The 15,638-nt window shown below is 72.9% G+C and carries 12 protein-coding genes; 9 read left to right on the top strand and 3 right to left on the bottom strand.

Annotated features, from left to right (window positions below):
- Positions 1 to 79: 79 nt before the first annotated feature.
- From AMK16_RS28310 to AMK16_RS28285, 6 genes are all read left to right on the top strand, one after another.
- Positions 80 to 1,462 carry a UDP binding domain-containing protein gene (locus AMK16_RS28310; RefSeq protein ID WP_242438969.1) on the top strand — a complete coding sequence of 461 codons (1,383 nt, stop codon included), beginning with the start codon at positions 80 to 82 and terminating at the stop codon, positions 1,460 to 1,462.
- Between the two features lie 98 nt (positions 1,463 to 1,560).
- On the top strand, positions 1,561 to 2,478 hold the full coding sequence (locus AMK16_RS28305) for an NAD-dependent epimerase/dehydratase family protein (RefSeq protein ID WP_008741300.1): 918 nt from the start codon (positions 1,561 to 1,563) through the stop codon (positions 2,476 to 2,478).
- Positions 2,466 to 3,167 (top strand): PIG-L deacetylase family protein, encoded by a 702-nt coding sequence (locus AMK16_RS28300; RefSeq protein ID WP_242438968.1) that lies wholly within the window; start codon positions 2,466 to 2,468, stop codon positions 3,165 to 3,167. Before AMK16_RS28305 ends, AMK16_RS28300 begins: the two co-directional genes overlap by 13 nt.
- Positions 3,168 to 3,280: 113 nt before the next feature.
- Positions 3,281 to 4,669 (top strand): helix-turn-helix domain-containing protein, encoded by a 1,389-nt coding sequence (locus AMK16_RS28295; protein ID WP_073920157.1) that lies wholly within the window; start codon positions 3,281 to 3,283, stop codon positions 4,667 to 4,669.
- Between the two features lie 192 nt (positions 4,670 to 4,861).
- On the top strand, positions 4,862 to 5,077 hold the full coding sequence (locus AMK16_RS28290; RefSeq protein ID WP_073920156.1) for a hypothetical protein: 216 nt from the start codon (positions 4,862 to 4,864) through the stop codon (positions 5,075 to 5,077).
- A gap of 79 nt (positions 5,078 to 5,156) precedes the next feature.
- Positions 5,157 to 5,369 carry a hypothetical protein gene (locus AMK16_RS28285; protein WP_073920155.1) on the top strand — a complete coding sequence of 71 codons (213 nt, stop codon included), beginning with the start codon at positions 5,157 to 5,159 and terminating at the stop codon, positions 5,367 to 5,369.
- A gap of 99 nt (positions 5,370 to 5,468) precedes the next feature.
- On the opposite strand, the gene AMK16_RS38200 is transcribed toward AMK16_RS28285, so the two are convergent.
- Positions 5,469 to 8,564, bottom strand: a complete 3,096-nt coding sequence (locus AMK16_RS38200; protein WP_274535387.1) for an AfsR/SARP family transcriptional regulator — start codon at positions 8,562 to 8,564, stop codon at positions 5,469 to 5,471.
- Positions 8,565 to 8,881: 317 nt separating this feature from the next.
- On the opposite strand from AMK16_RS38200, the gene AMK16_RS28275 reads away from it, so the two are divergent.
- Positions 8,882 to 9,082, top strand: coding sequence for a hypothetical protein (locus AMK16_RS28275; RefSeq protein ID WP_073920154.1), 201 nt, complete (start codon positions 8,882 to 8,884; stop codon positions 9,080 to 9,082).
- 252 nt (positions 9,083 to 9,334) lie between these two features.
- Here the strand turns inward: AMK16_RS28275 and AMK16_RS28270 are convergent, their stop codons facing one another.
- Together AMK16_RS28270 and AMK16_RS28265 are read right to left on the bottom strand one after the other, a co-directional pair.
- Positions 9,335 to 11,389, bottom strand: coding sequence for an MMPL family transporter (locus AMK16_RS28270; RefSeq protein ID WP_158071259.1), 2,055 nt, complete (start codon positions 11,387 to 11,389; stop codon positions 9,335 to 9,337).
- A 231-nt stretch (positions 11,390 to 11,620) separates the two neighbouring features.
- Positions 11,621 to 12,538, bottom strand: coding sequence for a hypothetical protein (locus tag AMK16_RS28265; protein WP_143196905.1), 918 nt, complete (start codon positions 12,536 to 12,538; stop codon positions 11,621 to 11,623).
- Between the two features lie 41 nt (positions 12,539 to 12,579).
- Between AMK16_RS28265 and AMK16_RS28260 the strand changes: the two genes are divergently transcribed.
- A complete protein-coding gene (locus AMK16_RS28260) occupies positions 12,580 to 14,058 on the top strand; it encodes a pyridoxal-dependent decarboxylase (RefSeq protein ID WP_079191788.1) in 1,479 nt (492 codons plus the stop codon).
- Between the two features lie 166 nt (positions 14,059 to 14,224).
- The gene (locus tag AMK16_RS28255; protein WP_073920150.1) at positions 14,225 to 15,556 is read left to right on the top strand and encodes a WS/DGAT domain-containing protein; all 1,332 of its coding nucleotides are present in this window, start codon (positions 14,225 to 14,227) and stop codon (positions 15,554 to 15,556) included.
- Positions 15,557 to 15,638: the final 82 nt, after the last annotated feature.

Raw genomic sequence — 15,638 nt, 5'->3', positions numbered from 1 at the left:
TGTGACTGGAATATTGACTAGCTTGTCAATCTCTCCATATGATCAAGTCAATTAGATTCGACCCAAGGGAGCAAGGCCGATGAAGCCCTCGACGTCCCCGCGCCCGCTGTCGGTGGCGCTCCAGGACCGGACGGAGTCCGTCACGGTGTGGGGGGCGGGCTACATCGGTCTGTCCGCCGCGTGCGCCCTGGCCGGAGCGGGATTCCCCTGCACGGTGCTCGACACCGACAGGAACCGGGTCAGCCAGATCAACGCCGGCGTGGTGCCGCTGCCGGGCTTCGAGGACGTCATCCCCCTCGCCGAAGCCCGCTCCGGCGGGCGGCTGCGGGCGGCGTCCCCCGAGGATGCCGCGGCGATCGCCGCCCGGGTGCACCTGGTCTGCGTCAACACCGACCGCGACGGCCGGCCGGTGACCGGGCCGCTGACCGAGGTGCTCACCGCCATCGCCGGGGCCCGCACCGGCGGCGAGACCCTGATCGCCCTGGAGAGCACGGTCAGCCTGCGCTGGCTCGACGAACTGGTGCCCGCCGCGCTCGGCGCGGCCCCCGCGAGCGATCCGTCGCTCCACCTGGTGGCCGCGCCCCGCCGGGACTGGATGCTCTCCCCCGAGATGAACCTGCGGACCCTGCCCCGCGTGGTGGGCACCGCCCGCCCGGAGTCCCTGCCCCTGGCCCGGGAGCTGTACGAGGCGATCAGCGAGGTCGTCCATCCCGCGCCGGACTCGCGGCACGCCGGGCTGACCAAGCCGGTGGAGAACCTCTACCGCTACCTGGACCTGGTGCTGACCAACCAGCTCGCCGAGGCGTACCCGGGCCTGGACGTGCCCGAGGTGCTGCGGCTGGCCGGCACCAAGTGGAACGTGCCCACCTTCCACCCCTCCATCGGCATCGGCGGCTACTGCATCCCGCTCAGCCCCCGGTTCGCCGTCGACGGGGCGGGCGAGGGCCCGGGCGAGGGCCCGGGTCCGGCCGAGGACGGCCTGCTGCCGCTGGTCGCCGCCGCGATGGCCTGGGACGGGGACCACCCGGCCCGGGTCGCGGAATCGATCCTCCGGATCGCCGACGGCCCCATCGGCATCCTCGGCCTCAGCTACGCGCCCAACGCCCGGATCGTCGAGGGATCGCCCGCCCGGCGGCTCGCCGAGCACCTGCTCGCCCGCGGCGCCGACGTGCTGCTGCACGACCCGTACTTCACCCCCGAGGAGATCACCTCCCTCACCGGCGCCAGGCCGCTGAGCTGGCCGGACGACCTGGGCAGCCTCGGCACGCTGGTCGCCGTCACCCCGCACGACCTCTACGGCGACCTGCCCGCCCGCCTCGCCGCGCTGGCGGACCCGCCGGCGGTCGTGGACAACCTCGGCAGCTACGGCGCCACGCTGCGCGGCACCGCCGTCCGCTACGCGGAATGGGGCACCCCCGCCACGCGACCCGCCGCCGAGCCCGGCCCTGAGCCCCGGCCCTGAGCCCCGCCACCGCGCCCGGCCCTGAGCCCCGGCCGCCCGGCCCCCCGTACGCACACCCTTCACCCACCGCGCCCGCGCACCAGCACCAGGGAGACCTCATGAAAGCCGTCGTCACAGGCGGAAGCGGATTCCTCGGCAGCACCATCGCCTGCCGACTGATCGAGGAGGGCCACGACGTCACCGTCCTCGACCTGAAGCCCATCGGCACCAAGGGCCTGCGCCCCGACGCCCGCTTCGTCCAGGGCGACGTCCGCGACTCCGAACTGCTGATGAAGACCTTCCAGGACGCCGAGGAGGTCTACCACCTGGCAGGCGTCCTCGGCACCTCCGAGCTCCAGGAGACCCCGCAGGAAGCCATCGACGTCAACATAGGCGGCACCGTCAAGGTCTTCGAGGCGGCCGGCACCTGCGGAGTGCCCCGGGTCTTCTACCCCGGCAAGCCCAACGTCTGGCTGAACACCTACACCATCACCAAGGCGGCGGCCGAGTCCTTCGCCCAGATGGCCAACGAGTCCGGCCCCAGCCGCATCTGCTCCCTGCGCTACTACAACGCCTACGGCCCCGGCCAGGCCCTGCTCCCCATCCGCAAGATCGTCCCCGCCTTCGCCGCACAGGCCATGCGGGGCTTGCCGATCCAGGTCTACGGCGACGGCGAGCAGATCGTCGACATGGTCTACTCCCACGACCTCGCCGACATGACCATCCGCTTCACCCGCACCGAGCGCACCGACGTGATCCCGGACTGCGGCAGCGGGATCAGCGTCAGTGTCAACGAGGTGGCCGCCTCGGTCAACGAGCACTTCGGCAACGCCGCGGGCATCCGGCACCTGCCGATGCGCCCGGGCGAGGTGCCGCGCACCGTCCTCACCGCCGACATGACCGAGCTGCGCGAGGTGCTCGGCGAGCCGCGGCTGAGCGACTACACCACCTCGCTCGCGGAGACCCTGGACTGGTACGCCCGGCTGCCCGCCGAGGAGATCGACAAGACGGTGGCCTTCTACGGATGGCAGGTGTGAGCGGCGCCCCCGCCGCCGCACCGGACGCCGGGCACCACCCGGCCACCGTACTGGTGGTGGTCGCCCACCCCGACGACGCGGAGATCGCCGCCGGGGGCACCATCGCCCGCCTCAGTTCGTCCGGGGTCCGGGTGGTCACCGCCGTCCTCTCCCTGCCCGAGTCCGGTGCGCAGGGCGAGCGGCGCACCCGGTACACCGAGCGGGCGGCCGAGACCCTCGGCTACGAACTGCGCTGGCCGACCCGCGGCGAGAACCGGCAGGTCGCCGACATCGGGGAGATCGCCCTGGTGGCCGCCGTTGACCGGCTGATCGCCGAGCTCACCCCCCGGGCGGTGCTCACCCACTGGAGCGGCGACGGCCACGCGGACCACCGCCTCACCGCCCGGGCGGCCGCCGCCGCGACCCGCACCTGCCGCGTCGACCTCTACGGGATGCGGCCGGGCGAGACCCGTACCCCGGCGTTCTCCCGCTTCGCCCCGCAGGTGTTCGTGGACATCACCGCGCACTCCGCCGCCAAGCGGCGCGCCCTGGAACCCTTCGCCGCCGCCCGGCCCGGCTTCCGGCCCGTCGACCTGGCTGCGGTGGAGGCCGCGGACCGCTTCCACGGGAGCCTGAGCGGAACCGACCGCGCGGAGAGCTTCGTCGTGGAGCGGGCCCACGGGCTCGGGGGGCTGCTCGCCGCCGGCTAGACGGGCGGGCTTCGGGGCGGCGGCACCGCCCGGGCCGCCCTGGCCTTGACCGAGTATATTCACTATATTCACTCGGGAAGTCCTGCCGTCAGTCACAATAGGGGGAAGCCGTCATGGCGGAATCGCAGACTCTGGGGTCACGGATCCGCCGGCTGCGCCGCGAAGCCGGCCTGTCGCAGATGGACCTGGCCGGCGACAACCTCTCCCCGAGCTACATCTCGCTGCTGGAGGCGGGCAAGCGCACCCCCTCCCCGGAGGTCCTGGAACAGATCGCCGCCCGGCTCGGCTGCGCCCCCGAGCAGCTGCTGGAACTGCTGGCGCCCGAACGGCACGACACCCTCCAGACCGACCTGCGCTACGCGGAGATCAGCCTGCGCAACGGCGACCCCAAGACCGCCCTGGACACCTACACCGCGGTCCGCGACAAGGCCGCCGCAGCCGGGCAGGACGGCATCCGGCTGTCCGCCGAGTACGGCGTGGCCCAGGCCCTGGAGCACGGCGGCCGGCTGGAGGAGGCCGCCGACCGCTACCAGGCGCTGCTGGACCACGCCGGATACGGACAGTCCCTGATCCCGCGGCTGGCGGTGGCGGTGGCACTGTGCCGCTGCTACCGCGAGACGGGCGACCTGGCCCATGCGATCGACCTGGCCAACGCCACCCTGGAGGAGGCCCGCGCGCTCCGGCTCACCCCGACCGTGCTGGGCGTCGAACTGCTGGCCACCCTCGTCGGGCTGTACTGCGAGCGCGGCGACCTGCACCGCGCGGCCGCCCTGGCCCGGACCGCCATCGAGGAGGCGGAGGGCATCGACGACCGCAAGGCCCTGGGCGCCGCCTACTGGAACGCCGGAGTGGTGGCGCACCGGGGCGGCGCCTCCGCAGATGCCCTGCTGCTGCTCGAACGCGCCCTGGCCATCTACTCCGAGGGCGACGACGCCCGGGCGCTGTCCCGGCTGCGCAACGCGTACGCGTCGGTGCTGATGCAGTCGGAGTCCGGCGACATCGCGGAGGCCAAGTCGCAGCTGGTGCGCAGCGCCGAGACGCTGGCCGACCACGGCAGCACCGTGGACATGGCGTACTGCGAGACCGCGCTCGCCCGCGCCTGCCTACTGGAGTCCGACCCCCGGCAGGCCGAGCAGCATGCCCGGCGGGCCCTGGAACTGCTGGGCTCCGGTCACCGGCTGGAGACCGCGCGTACCCTCCTGGTGCTGGCGGGCGCCCAACTGCAGCTCGGCGACGACGCGGCAGCCGAGGCCGGCTGTGAGCGGGCCGCGCTGCTGCTGGAGGCCTCCGAGGCGGACCGACAGGCGGCCTCCGCCTGGAACGACCTCGGGGAACTGCTGGAGCGCTCCGGGCGCACCGAGCGGGCCGTGTGGGCGTTCCGGCAGAGCCTGCGCTGCCTCGGCCAGCGCAGCAGCCTGCTCCCTGCCGCGGGTGGCCAGGCTGCCGCCGGGTCAGCCGCCGGCCGCGCGCGAGCCGCCGGGCCCGCCGACCGCGGGCGATAGGCGAGGCGGGGCGGGGCAAGCGACAGGCGAGCAGGCGAGCCGGCGACGGGCGATAGACGCGGCCGTAGATCAGTTGCAGATATCGTGTTGATCGCCGGCGCCTAACGTCGGAGGAGACAGCGCGGGAACGGGCGGCGCCCCTTCCCGACACCGCTCATCGGTTCCTCTCCGCGACGAAAGCAGACGCTCCGCATGCCGCACGCAGCCAGCCGCCCCACCGGTGTCCGTACGTCCGGCGGGGCCGTCACCGGCCCGTTCTACCACCGCGCCGCCCGGGCGGTGGTCCTGGCCCTGCTGCTCGCGGCCTGGCCCGCCGAACTCGCCACGGCGACGGCACCGGAGTTCCGCGGCGTACTGACGGGGATCGAGAGCGCCGCGCACACCAAGGACATTCCCCTCTGCTGCTGACGGAACCCGTCAGCGGCCACGCACCACCCGCTCGACCCACCGGCAGACCACCGGTGGTGAACGTCAAGGAGGACCCCTCATGTTCAAGCTGCCCCGTGCCTGTGCGGCACTCGGTCTGACGCTGCTCGCCGCGACCGCCCTGGGCGCCGCCGGACTCACGCCCGCCGCCCTCGCGCACACCCCCACACCGGTGGGCCAGCGCATCGCCGTCCAGGCCGACGGCGTGGGGGATGACATCCTGCCGGAGGTCAACAACACAGGGTCCAGCTTCGACCCGCGCGAGAAGATGTGATCCACGGCTGACGGGTGGCCGTCCGGCGGCGCGGGGTACCCCCGCCCCGGACGGCCTTTTCCGTACGCGCCCCCGGCCCCCCGTCGCGCGGTGGCGTCGTCAGCCCAGCCCGGCCAGCAGCTTCGACACGTCGGCCGCGTCGGGCAGCCCGAGGCGGGTGAAGACCCCGTGGGCCTCCTCCAGATGGCCCCTGGCCCGGCCGGTCTCCCCCAGACCGGCCAGTGCCCGGCCCATCGCGACCAGGGAGTGCGCCCGGTCCCGCTCGGAGCACGCCTCCTTGCAGCGGGCGACCGCCGCGGCCGCGTGCTCCACGGCCTCCAGCTCCCGCCCGGTGCTGCGCAGGGTCTCCGCCAGCCGGTAGAGCACCTGCGCCTCCCGCTCCCGCAGCCCGGCCGCCCGGCACACCGCCAGGGCCTCGCCGTAGCGGGCCACCGCCTCCTCGTAGCGGCCCAGTTCGTGCAGGGCCAGGCCCAGCACGTAGAGGGCGTAGGCCGCGCTGGCGACGTCGTCCAGCTCGCGCATCAGCGACAGCGCGGACTCGCAGGCCGGAATGGCCTCCTCGGACCGCCCGCTGCGCACCCGGGCCAGCGCCGCGTTGACGGTGGTCACCGCCGCACCGGAGCGGTGTCCCAGCGTGTGCGCGAGGGCGATCGCCTCGTCGTAGCAGGCCGCCGCCTCCTCGAAGCGGCGCAGGAACTGCGCCACCAGACCGAGGTCGTTGAGCGCCTGGCGCAGGGTGTACACGTCCCCCGCGGCGCGGGCCGCCTCGACGGCCAGCCCGGCGTGCCGCCCCGCGTCGGCGATCCGGTCGGCGCGCAGCGCGATGCCCCCGCAGAGCATCCGGGCCCGCCCGATGATCCTCGGGCAGCCGGTCAGTTCCGCGGTCTCGGTCAGCGCCAGCGCCACCGGGGTCATCCGGTCGTACCACACGGCGTGGGTGTACGGGCTGACCGCGAGCAGCAGGTCCACCGCGGTCCCGAGCCGGTCCTGCGCGGCGTCCGGCAGGCGCAGGGTGACGGTGCTCAGCGCGGCCGCGACCAGGCCGTCGATCTCGGCCGCCACCCAGGCGCGGGCGGCGTGCACATCGCGGAACTCCAGCCCGGCCGACCTCAGCGGCCCGAACGCGTCCGCCACCGGATCCCCGGGAATAGCGTGCGGGAAGGCGCTGGCCGCCGTCGCCAGCAGGAAGTCCAGCAGCCGGCCGAGGGCGGCCGCCGCCTCCGCGGGGTCGTGCGACTCGGCACGCTGCCGGGCGAAGACCCGCACCAGGTCGTGGTAACCGTAGCGGCCGGGCTTGGCGGACTCCAGCATCGCGGCATCGGTCAGCGACTCCAGCAGGACCTCCGCCGTGGGCTCGTCGACACCCATCGCGGCCGCCGCCGCCGGCACCCCGATGTCTGCCGCACCGGCCAGGGCGACCAGCCGGAACGCCCGCGCCTGGGCGGCGGTGAGCTGCTGGTAGCCCAACTCGAAGGCGGCGTCGATGGCCAGCGCGCCGATCCGCAGTTCGGCGATGCGCCGCTGCTCGTCCGCCAAGCGCGCGGTCAGCGTCGCCACCGACCAGGCGGGCCGGGCCGACAGCCGGGTGGCCACGATCCGCACCGCGAGCGGCAGATGGCCGCAGGCCTCGACCAGCCGCAGGGCGTCCTCCCGCTGCGCCGCCAGCCGCTCCCGGCCGATGATCGAGCCGAGCAAGGCCAGCGCCTCGTCGGTACGGAACGGCTCCAGCAGGAGCTGGGACGTCAACGGCAGGTCGAACATGGGCGATCTGCTGGTGAGGATGACGGCGCAGCTGGACGATCCCGGTATCAGCTCCCGGACCTGGGCGGCGTCCCGGGCGTTGTCCAGGACGATCAGCAGCCGTCGCCCGTCCACCAGCGACCGGAAGAGCCGGCAGCGCTCCTCGACGCCGTCGGGCACCTTGTCTTCGGGCACGCCGAGCGCGGCCAGGAACCCGGCCAGGACGAAACCCGGCTTGGCCGGGTCGGCCCCGCTGCCCCGCAGGTCGGCGTGGAGCTGGCCGTCGGGGTAGTGGGCGCGGGCCCGATGGGCGATGTGGAGGGTGAGGCAGGTCTTGCCGACGCCGCCCATCCCGGCGGCGGCCAGCACGACCGGGGTCCGGCGCACCGGTTCGGTGAGCAGCGCGTGCCAGGCGTCGACCTGCTCGGTCCGGCCGACGAAGTCCGGTGCGTCGTAGGGGAGCTGGGCGGGCACCGGTGCCGCCGCCGGATGCGCGGCGGTTGGGTGCGCGGCGGTCTGGTGCGCCTGCGCCGAGGGCGGCGGATTCGGTCGGTCGGGCCCGCCGTCCTCCCGGTCCGGCCCGCCGTCCTCCCGCTCAGGCGGGTACCCGTCAGCGTCCGCGGCCCCGTCAGCGTCCGCGGCCCCGTCGGCGCCCGGTTCCGGCGGCTCCGCGGGCAGTGCCTGGCCGGACTCGGCCAGCGCGGGGTCGCCGACGAGGATCCGCCGGTGCACCTCGGCCAGTTCCGGGCCGGGCTCGATGCCCTGCTCCTCGACCAACAGGTCGCGCACCCGGCTGAACACCGCGAGGGCGTCGGCCTGACGGCCCGCCCCGTAGAGCGCGCGCATCAACAGGCCGTACGGGCGTTCCCGCAGCGGATGCGCGTCGGTCAGCTCGACCAGATCCGGGATGGCCGAGCGGTGGTGGCCGAGTGCCAGGGCCAGCTCGAAGCGCTCTTCGAGCAGGGCCAGCCGCAGCTCCTCCAGCCGGACGCGCTGCCGCTCCGCGAACGGGCCGGGCACCCCGGCCAGCGGCTCGCCCTGCCAGAGGTCCAGGGCCCGCGCCAGGAACTGCCTGGCCTGCGGCACCCGGCCACCGGCGGAGGCGCGCGCGGCCTCGGCGGCCAGTTCCTCGGCCCGGCGCACGTCCAGGGCCGTGCCGGGCACGGCCAGCCGGTAGCCGTCGCCGGCCAGTTCGAGGACGGTCGGCGCGGCGCCGTCGGGCTCCAGCAGCTTGCGCAGCCGCCAGACGTAGGTGCGGATGGTGGTCACCGCGCGGGTCGGCGGCGCGTCCGCCCAGAGCGCACCGACGATCATAGCCATGGAGACGGGCTGGTTGGCGCGCAGCAGCAGGAGCGACAGCAGCGCCTGCTGCTGCGGCGGCCCCACCCGCAGCTCGACATCCCCCCGGTATGCCCGAACCGCGCCCAGAACCTCGAAACGGAATCCTCCAGCCATCCTGCGTATCCCCTCACAACTGCCAGTAGTGCGAAGGTTCATGATCGCTCGTGAACACGGCCTGATACTGCAACGGTCTTTTGTTCTGGCTGTCGAGTAGTTTCTGGTGGTGTGTGTCCGCGGCGTTCGTAGTGGCTGATGCGGGCTCGGTGTTGTCGCCTGCGGCGCCAGTGTGACCAGTGCAGGACGTGTTCGACGGGTGCTGGCCGGCGGTGGGTGAGGCGGGTGATCAGGCGTCGGAGTTCGGAGAGGGTGAGGGGTATGAGCTGGGAGGATCCGTTTCTGCTGTGCGGTGCGCTCCCAACTCGCTCTAAAGCGTGGGCTATTTACATGAATCAGGGCCCGCCCTCCTCGACCGCCACGTCCACCTCGGCCCGGACCAGGCGGCGGTCCGCCTGGGGGTCCGGAGGACGGATTGGGACCAGGTGGTCAGGCTTGGTTGGGTGTCCCCGGTCGCCCCGGTGGACGTCGACTACAAGCGGCGGGGCGGAGTGACCACGGTCCCGCTGTACTCCTGAGCCGACGCACGATAGTTGTCACACAGGCAGGTTTGTTGTCATCGGCGACGCGGTGGGCCGTTGCCGATCGCCGTGGCCGGCTTCGTCGCAGGTTTCAGTCTTGCCCTGGAGTCCGCCACCCTGGATACCAGGCCTTCACGGATGCCGGGCTTCACCACGTTGTTCTGGAGCCGCTCGCGCATCGAGCGGTTGCCGTCCCTGTTCCCGTAGCACAGGCGGTTGGGGTGCGGGTGATGGCCGGTGGCCGGGCGGTCAGCCCGCCGCGGCTTCACTTGCCGCAGTGCGCGGGCCGCGACGACGTTGTCGGCCGATGCGTGCGGGCTTCCACCAGTTGGCCGGACCGAGAAGCGCCATGACTGCGGGGACGAGGATTCCGCGGACCAGGATCGCGTCGAGGATCGCTGCGGAGGCGATGCCCGTGCCCATGAGTTTGAGGATGGTGACGTGGGAGGTCGTGATGGCAGCGGTGGAGATGGCAAGGGCCGCTGCGGCAGAGGTCATCAGCCGGCCCGTGCGGGAAATGCCTGTGACGATGGCCGCCTGGTTGTCCAGGCTGCGGTCGAACTCCTCCTTGATCCTGCCCAGGAGGAAGACCTCGTAGTCGATGGAGAGGCCGAACGCCACGGCCAGGGTGAACAGCAGCAGACTTGCGTCGAGGGACCCGGTGACGGTGAACCCGCCCAGCACGTCCGCCCTGTGTCCGTTCTGGAAGATCCACACGATCAATCCGAGGACGGCAGCCAAGCTGACGACGGCCACCACGAGCGCTTTCAGGGGGGCCATCGCACTGCGTGTGAACACGGTGAGGGCGGCCAGCAGGAACACACACATCGCCACCACCACCCGCGGCAGCGCACCGCGCACCGCGTCTATGGTGTCGGTGATCTGCGCGGCCCGACCGCCTACCAGGACCGGGCCCAGCGCCGGAGCCTTGCGCAGCCCATCGACCAGGCGCGCGGCCTGGGGCGTGTCCGGTCCCACCGTTGCCGCCACCAGCACCACTGCCAGGCGCCGCTCCTGCGCCGCCTGTCCGGGCTGACCCGCCGCAGGGTGGGGCACCTCGCGCACCGCACCTACATGCGGCAGCCGGGCCACGGCGGCCGTGTAGCTTCCCAGGCCCGCGCCCGGCCGTTCGAGGACCACCACCTGGACGCGTTCCGGGGGTACTTCGAAGCGCCCGCGCAGGTCCGCGGCAGCGGCGGCGGCTGAGGCCGTCGGCGGCAGCGTCCGCTCGTCGATCGCGCCCAGCCGCAGAGCCGTTGCGGGCCAAGCCGTCACGGCCAGTACGGCGAGCGCCCCCAGGCCGGCCGCCACGGGCCGGGCAGTGACACGGCGGGCGAGCTCCCGCCAGAGCCGGCTGGCTCCTCCGATCGGAGCCCGGCGCAGCCTGCGCAGCGGATCGGCGCCGTCGACACGATCACCCAGGAGCGTCAACACGGCCGGCAGCACCGTCAGCGCGGCCAGCGCCGCCAGCAATGTCACCGCGACACCCGCGAGGGCGAGCGCGCGCAGCAGCGGGACGGGGATGGTGGCCAGCGCCACCAGGCATGACGAGATCACCACAGCCGAACAGAACACGCAGCGACCCGATGTACCGAGCGCCACGTCCAGTGCTCGGGCGCGCGGCATTCCCTTCGCGTGCTCCTCGCGGTAGCGGGCCAGGACGAACAAGGTGAAGTCGATCGACAGGCCGAAGCCGATAGCCGCGGCCGCGTTGACCGCAAACGCGGACACATCACTCACCTGAGCCAGCAGGCCCAGCAACGGCACACAGCAGACGACGGCCGGCATCGCGACCACGAGGGGCAGCGCGGCCGCAGCCCACGAACCGTAGGTCAGCAACAGGAGAAGCACGATGAGCGGCGCAGCCCAGAGTTCCGCCTTCAGCAGATCGGCCCCGCCCTGCTGGTCGATCTCGGCCGTCGCCCAAGCGGCGCCGCTCGCGTCCACCCGCATCCCCGGCACCGCCGTCCGCGCCTTGGGCACCAGACGCAGCGCCGCTTCCTTGCGGTCCGCGTCGCTGCCCGACAGCGAGACCGTCACCAGGCCGGTGCGTCCGTCCCGCGACATCGCCCACGGATCTCCCGTGGCGGCCGACTGCACCGTACGCACAGCCGGCTCGCCTGCCAGCACACGGGCAACGGCACCGGCGCCGGCTGCAGCCGCCGACCGTGCGCCCCGGTCGCGCACCGTCACGGCAATCACCAGATCCGGGGTGCCGACCCCCAGTACCTCAGCCTGAGTCTGAGCCCTGGTTGCCTCGGTGCCTGTGGCGATGGTCCCTCCGGCGCCGAAGGCGCCGGACACCGCTGGGAGGCTCAGGAGCGCCGCGACCAGCGCAACCGCCGCGCACACCACCACCCTCCAGGCCCGGGAAGCCGACCACGCCCCCCTGCCTGTCCCGTCCTCGCTGTGTCCTGGCATACCCGCACTAACGATCAAGGCGCACACAAGTGATGTTGCTCTGGCCGGGAAGACCACCCAGCCGCCGGGGCGAGCCGGCTTCCCCCGCCCGCCAGGGGCGCGTCAAGTGCGGGTTCAGTGGTGAAGGGTGAGGTTTTCATCCCGGGGGTCGGGCAGTTCGGCCGGCCTGCCGGCGGGCACGGCGTCCAGAGCGGTGCGGCGCCTCTGGCACAGGCGGTCCAGGACCCGCACCCCCGGTTCCGCGCCGCGGAGCAGGGAGGGTCCCGCGCCCACGAAGCGCGAGCAGACGCCCACATGCGCGTGGTGAACATCTGTCAGGACCTCCACCAGGCGCCGGTGGGCGGGACGCAAGCGGGAGGACTTCGCCGGTGCGGCCAGCCCCCACGCGCGCAGGCTCTGTACCAGGACGCGGTGATCGGCCGACCACAGGCCTGAGAATCCACCGGGAGCCTGCGGTGGGGCCATCGAGGGCCGGACAGTGTCGTGGTAGTCCTGCGCGTCGAAAGACGCGGTGATGCGCAGGGCGGACGCGCTGGCGCGCAGGAAGTGAGCGGCGCTTTCCAGGCCGAGGACGGAACCCGCGGGGGAGGGGGCGCGAAGGGCGTGTCGCAGCGCGACCACGGTCGCCTGGGTGAGGGCGAAGAACAGCCGGTGCCCCTGAATCCAGCGTTGGCGCACCGTGGCCTGCGTCCGGGACTCGGCAAGGCCGGATTTCGGGGTCAACCCGGCCGCGTGCGCGGCGAGATCGAGGTCAGGCTCGGTCGGAGATCCGTCCGGGTGACGGGAGAAGGCCCGCACTGTGGCCAGGGTGTCGTCGAGGGCGTCGATCAACAAGGGGGCGGGGGCGCAGGCGCACCGTGCGACCGCGAAGTATTCGTCGAACGCGGCCTCGCGGGGGTCGCGTTCGGGAAGCGGGCGGTGGGCTGGGGCTCTGTGGTGACGGTCGGGTCGGTCCGCGGCCTCGCGCAGGGTCCCCAGGTCGTGGGGCAGGTGCTGGGGCGGGGCGAGCCACAGCACGGATTCGCTTGTCATCTGGGCCATTTCACTAGTTTTTATGCGGTACGTTACCCGGCATGTCAGTGACTCCTGGTGATGATTCGTTTCGCAGCGCAATCGGCGAGGTCGCCGCGATCCTCGAGGACTACTGGGAGGACCTACGCGAGGAACGCCTGCCGGTGACGCCAGACCTTCACCCCGGGGACGTACGTGCCATGCTGCCGGACTGCGTACCGGTGCACGGCGAGCCGATCCGGGATGTCCTGGCCGATGTACGGCGGGTGGTGATCCCCGGGCTCGTCCACTGGCAGCACCCTTCATTCCTCGGCTACTACCCGACCCAGACCAGCCCCGCGTCGGTGATCGGCGAGCTGTTGGCCTCCGGCCTGGCGGTCCAGCACATGATGTGGTCGACGGGCCCGGCCGCCACCGAACTCGAAGAGGCGGTCCTGGACCACCTCGCGGTCGCGCTGGGCCTGCCGGAGCGCTTCCTCAGCACCGGGGACGGCGGCGGGGTCCTGCAGGACTCCGCGTCCTCAGCGGTCCTGGTTGCCGTAGCCGCCGCCCTGTACCGGGCCTCGGGTGGGCGCTGGCGCGAGCACGGCACCGAGGGGCGCTACCGCCTGTACTGCACCGACCAGGCGAACTCCTGCGTCCCCAAGGCATCACGCATCGCCGGCCTGGGGGAACCGACCCAGATCCCCACCCTGGCAGGCACCTGCGAGATGGACCCGCGCGCCCTGCACGAGCAACTGGCAGCCGATCGCGCCGCAGGTCTGGTACCCGCGATCGTGGTCACCTCCGTCGGCACCACCGGCACGTGCGCCATCGACCCGATCACCGCCGTCGCCGCCGTGTGCCGCGAGTTCGGGGCCTGGCTGCACGTGGACGCCGCCTACGCCGGCTCGGCCGCCGTCTGCCCGGAGAACCGCTGGATCAACGAGGGCGTCGAGCACGCCGACTCCTACGCCGTGAACTGCCACAAGTGGCTGCTCACCGGGCCGCCCTGCGACGCCATGTGGGTGGCCGACCGGCACAGCCTCACCGCCGCCATGGACATCCGCCCGCCTTTCCTGCGCAACCAGGCCAGCGACTCGGGCGACGTCACCGACTTCCGCGACTGGCAGGTGCCGCTCATGCACCCCTTCCGTGCCCTGAAGCTGTGGTTCGTCCTGCGCACCCACGGCGTCGAGGGCCTGCGCGCGCACATCCGCGAACAGCTCTCCCACGCCGCGCTGCTCGCCGACCTGGTCCGGGACAGCCCCGGCTTCGAACTGGTTTCGCACTCACTCGGACTGGTCTGTTTCCGCCTCACCGGTGACAACGTTCGCACCGAGCGCCTGCGTGCCGGGCTCGACGCCACCCACCGGATCCTCGTGACCCCCACCACCGTCGACGGCCGCTACATCCTGCGCGCGGCCCTGGGCTCACGCCTGGCGTCCCAGGCCTCCGTACGCAACGCCTGGGCCCTGGTGCGCGAGATCGCCGCCGCGATCCCCGAGGGCCGGCCTGCGTCATCCGAAACGTCGCCGACGACCTCGGTAGGCGCCCGGTAACCAGGTACCTGCTCCGACGACGCCCGCCGGGAGACCGCGGTGAGCGAATGAGATCCAGCCGCACCGGCGCTCCGCCGAGGCCGCGTCCCACGGCGCGACGTGCCTCATGAACACGAGCCCACCGCCCCAGCCTTGGCCACGCGAACGACCTTCAGCGGAGAATCCTGTGCACGACCATGACGACGCGACCACGGCGGGCGAACGCTGGTTCGACTACGCGGCGGCACACCCCCACACAACCGTGGAGATCGGCGGGGTGGCCGTGGCCGCCGGCCCCGCCCCTTCGAGCGTCGAACTGCACGCGTTGATCGACCTGATGCGGATGGCCCACCCGCCGCTGCGCGACCGGGCCCGCCCCCGGGGCGCGAACGCGGTAGGCCCGACCGTGCCAGCCGATCACCTCGAGGATGTCGCGCTGACCAGGCAGGGCGGGGACCTCGCGCTGCACTCGGCGATCGAGCGCGTGTGCGCCCAGCCGCTCACGGACGTCACCTGGGGCATGACCCTGCTCCACGGCCACCGTGACAACGAGTTCGCCCTACTCCTGCGCGCCCACCACGGCCTCCTCGACGGCATGTCCCTGATCGGGATCACGCTCGCCGCGATGGGGGAACCCGGCCTCCCGCGCCGTCGCACACCCCCCGCGCCCCCACCCTCCCGGACGAGCGCACGTGTGCGCGCCCTGGTACGCGCGGTCGCCGGCATCGCGCTGCCCGCGAACGCCATCAGCCTCGGCCCCGACCGCGTTCAAGCCCCGACCGGCCCACCCAGGCGCATGTGGGTCCACACCCCCCTTCCTCGTATGAAGGCCATCGCCCGGGAAGGGGGTGTCAGTCTCAACGACGTGTACCTGGCCGCCCTCGCCGGCGCCCTGCGGCCCTGGCTGCCCCACAAAGGCACAGGCACCGTACGGGTGACGGTCCCCCTCAACACCCGGCGCGGCGACACGAGCGCCGCGCTGGGCAACTTCCACCGCGGCATCCCCGTCATCCTGCCCTGCCACCTGCCCACCGCTGCCGAACGCCTGGCCGCCACACGCCTGGCCACCAGAAACATCCGGATCAGCCACCGCGATCCCGACGCGGATGTTCTGTTCGACGTCCTGCCCACGCGCTGGCACGGCAGAGCCCTGGCACGAATCCTGCACCCACGGCGCACCACCATGGTGGCCACCCACGTCCCCGGCCCCGCGCGGCCCCTTCGACTCAACGGCCGCAGGACCCGCGCCATGTTGCCGCTGATGTTCCTGCCCGCAGGACACCACCTGTCGGTCTGCCTGGGAGAATACGCCGAAACCGCGCACCTGGCCGTCGTCGCCGACCCCAGCCTGCCCGACATCGACGAACTCCCCGCCCGCTGGCTCGCCGAGCTCGACGCGCTTGAAGGCGCTTTCACACAGCCCCGCCCTGTCACAGCCTCCATGCCCAGCACGATCACGGATCCGGTACCCGACCAGGCAGACCCCGCCGCGACGAGGTCTTCCGAACAGGACGCGTAACCGGATCAGTACGGGCTCCTGGACGCTGACGGACCGCCCCGACTCCCGCGGCGAAGGGGATCGCACCTGGCATCCAGGGGGC

This window comes from Streptomyces sp. CB00455 (assembly GCF_001905445.1).
In the GTDB taxonomy this organism is placed as follows: Bacteria; Actinomycetota; Actinomycetes; order Streptomycetales; family Streptomycetaceae; genus Streptomyces.
The sequence above is the reverse complement of the archived record's forward strand: the minus strand, read 5'-3'. Positions and strand labels throughout refer to the sequence as shown.

Coding starts and splice junctions, on each gene's coding strand:
- AMK16_RS38200 (WP_274535387.1), bottom strand. CDS start 8,564: ATGGCTGGAGGATTCCGTTTCGAGGTTCTGGGCGCGGTTCGGGCATAC.
- AMK16_RS28310 (WP_242438969.1), top strand. CDS start 80: ATGAAGCCCTCGACGTCCCCGCGCCCGCTGTCGGTGGCGCTCCAGGAC.
- AMK16_RS28300 (WP_242438968.1), top strand. CDS start 2,466: ATGGCAGGTGTGAGCGGCGCCCCCGCCGCCGCACCGGACGCCGGGCAC.
- AMK16_RS28285 (WP_073920155.1), top strand. CDS start 5,157: ATGTTCAAGCTGCCCCGTGCCTGTGCGGCACTCGGTCTGACGCTGCTC.
- AMK16_RS28290 (WP_073920156.1), top strand. CDS start 4,862: ATGCCGCACGCAGCCAGCCGCCCCACCGGTGTCCGTACGTCCGGCGGG.
- AMK16_RS28265 (WP_143196905.1), bottom strand. CDS start 12,538: ATGACAAGCGAATCCGTGCTGTGGCTCGCCCCGCCCCAGCACCTGCCC.
- AMK16_RS28305 (WP_008741300.1), top strand. CDS start 1,561: ATGAAAGCCGTCGTCACAGGCGGAAGCGGATTCCTCGGCAGCACCATC.
- AMK16_RS28295 (WP_073920157.1), top strand. CDS start 3,281: ATGGCGGAATCGCAGACTCTGGGGTCACGGATCCGCCGGCTGCGCCGC.
- AMK16_RS28260 (WP_079191788.1), top strand. CDS start 12,580: ATGTCAGTGACTCCTGGTGATGATTCGTTTCGCAGCGCAATCGGCGAG.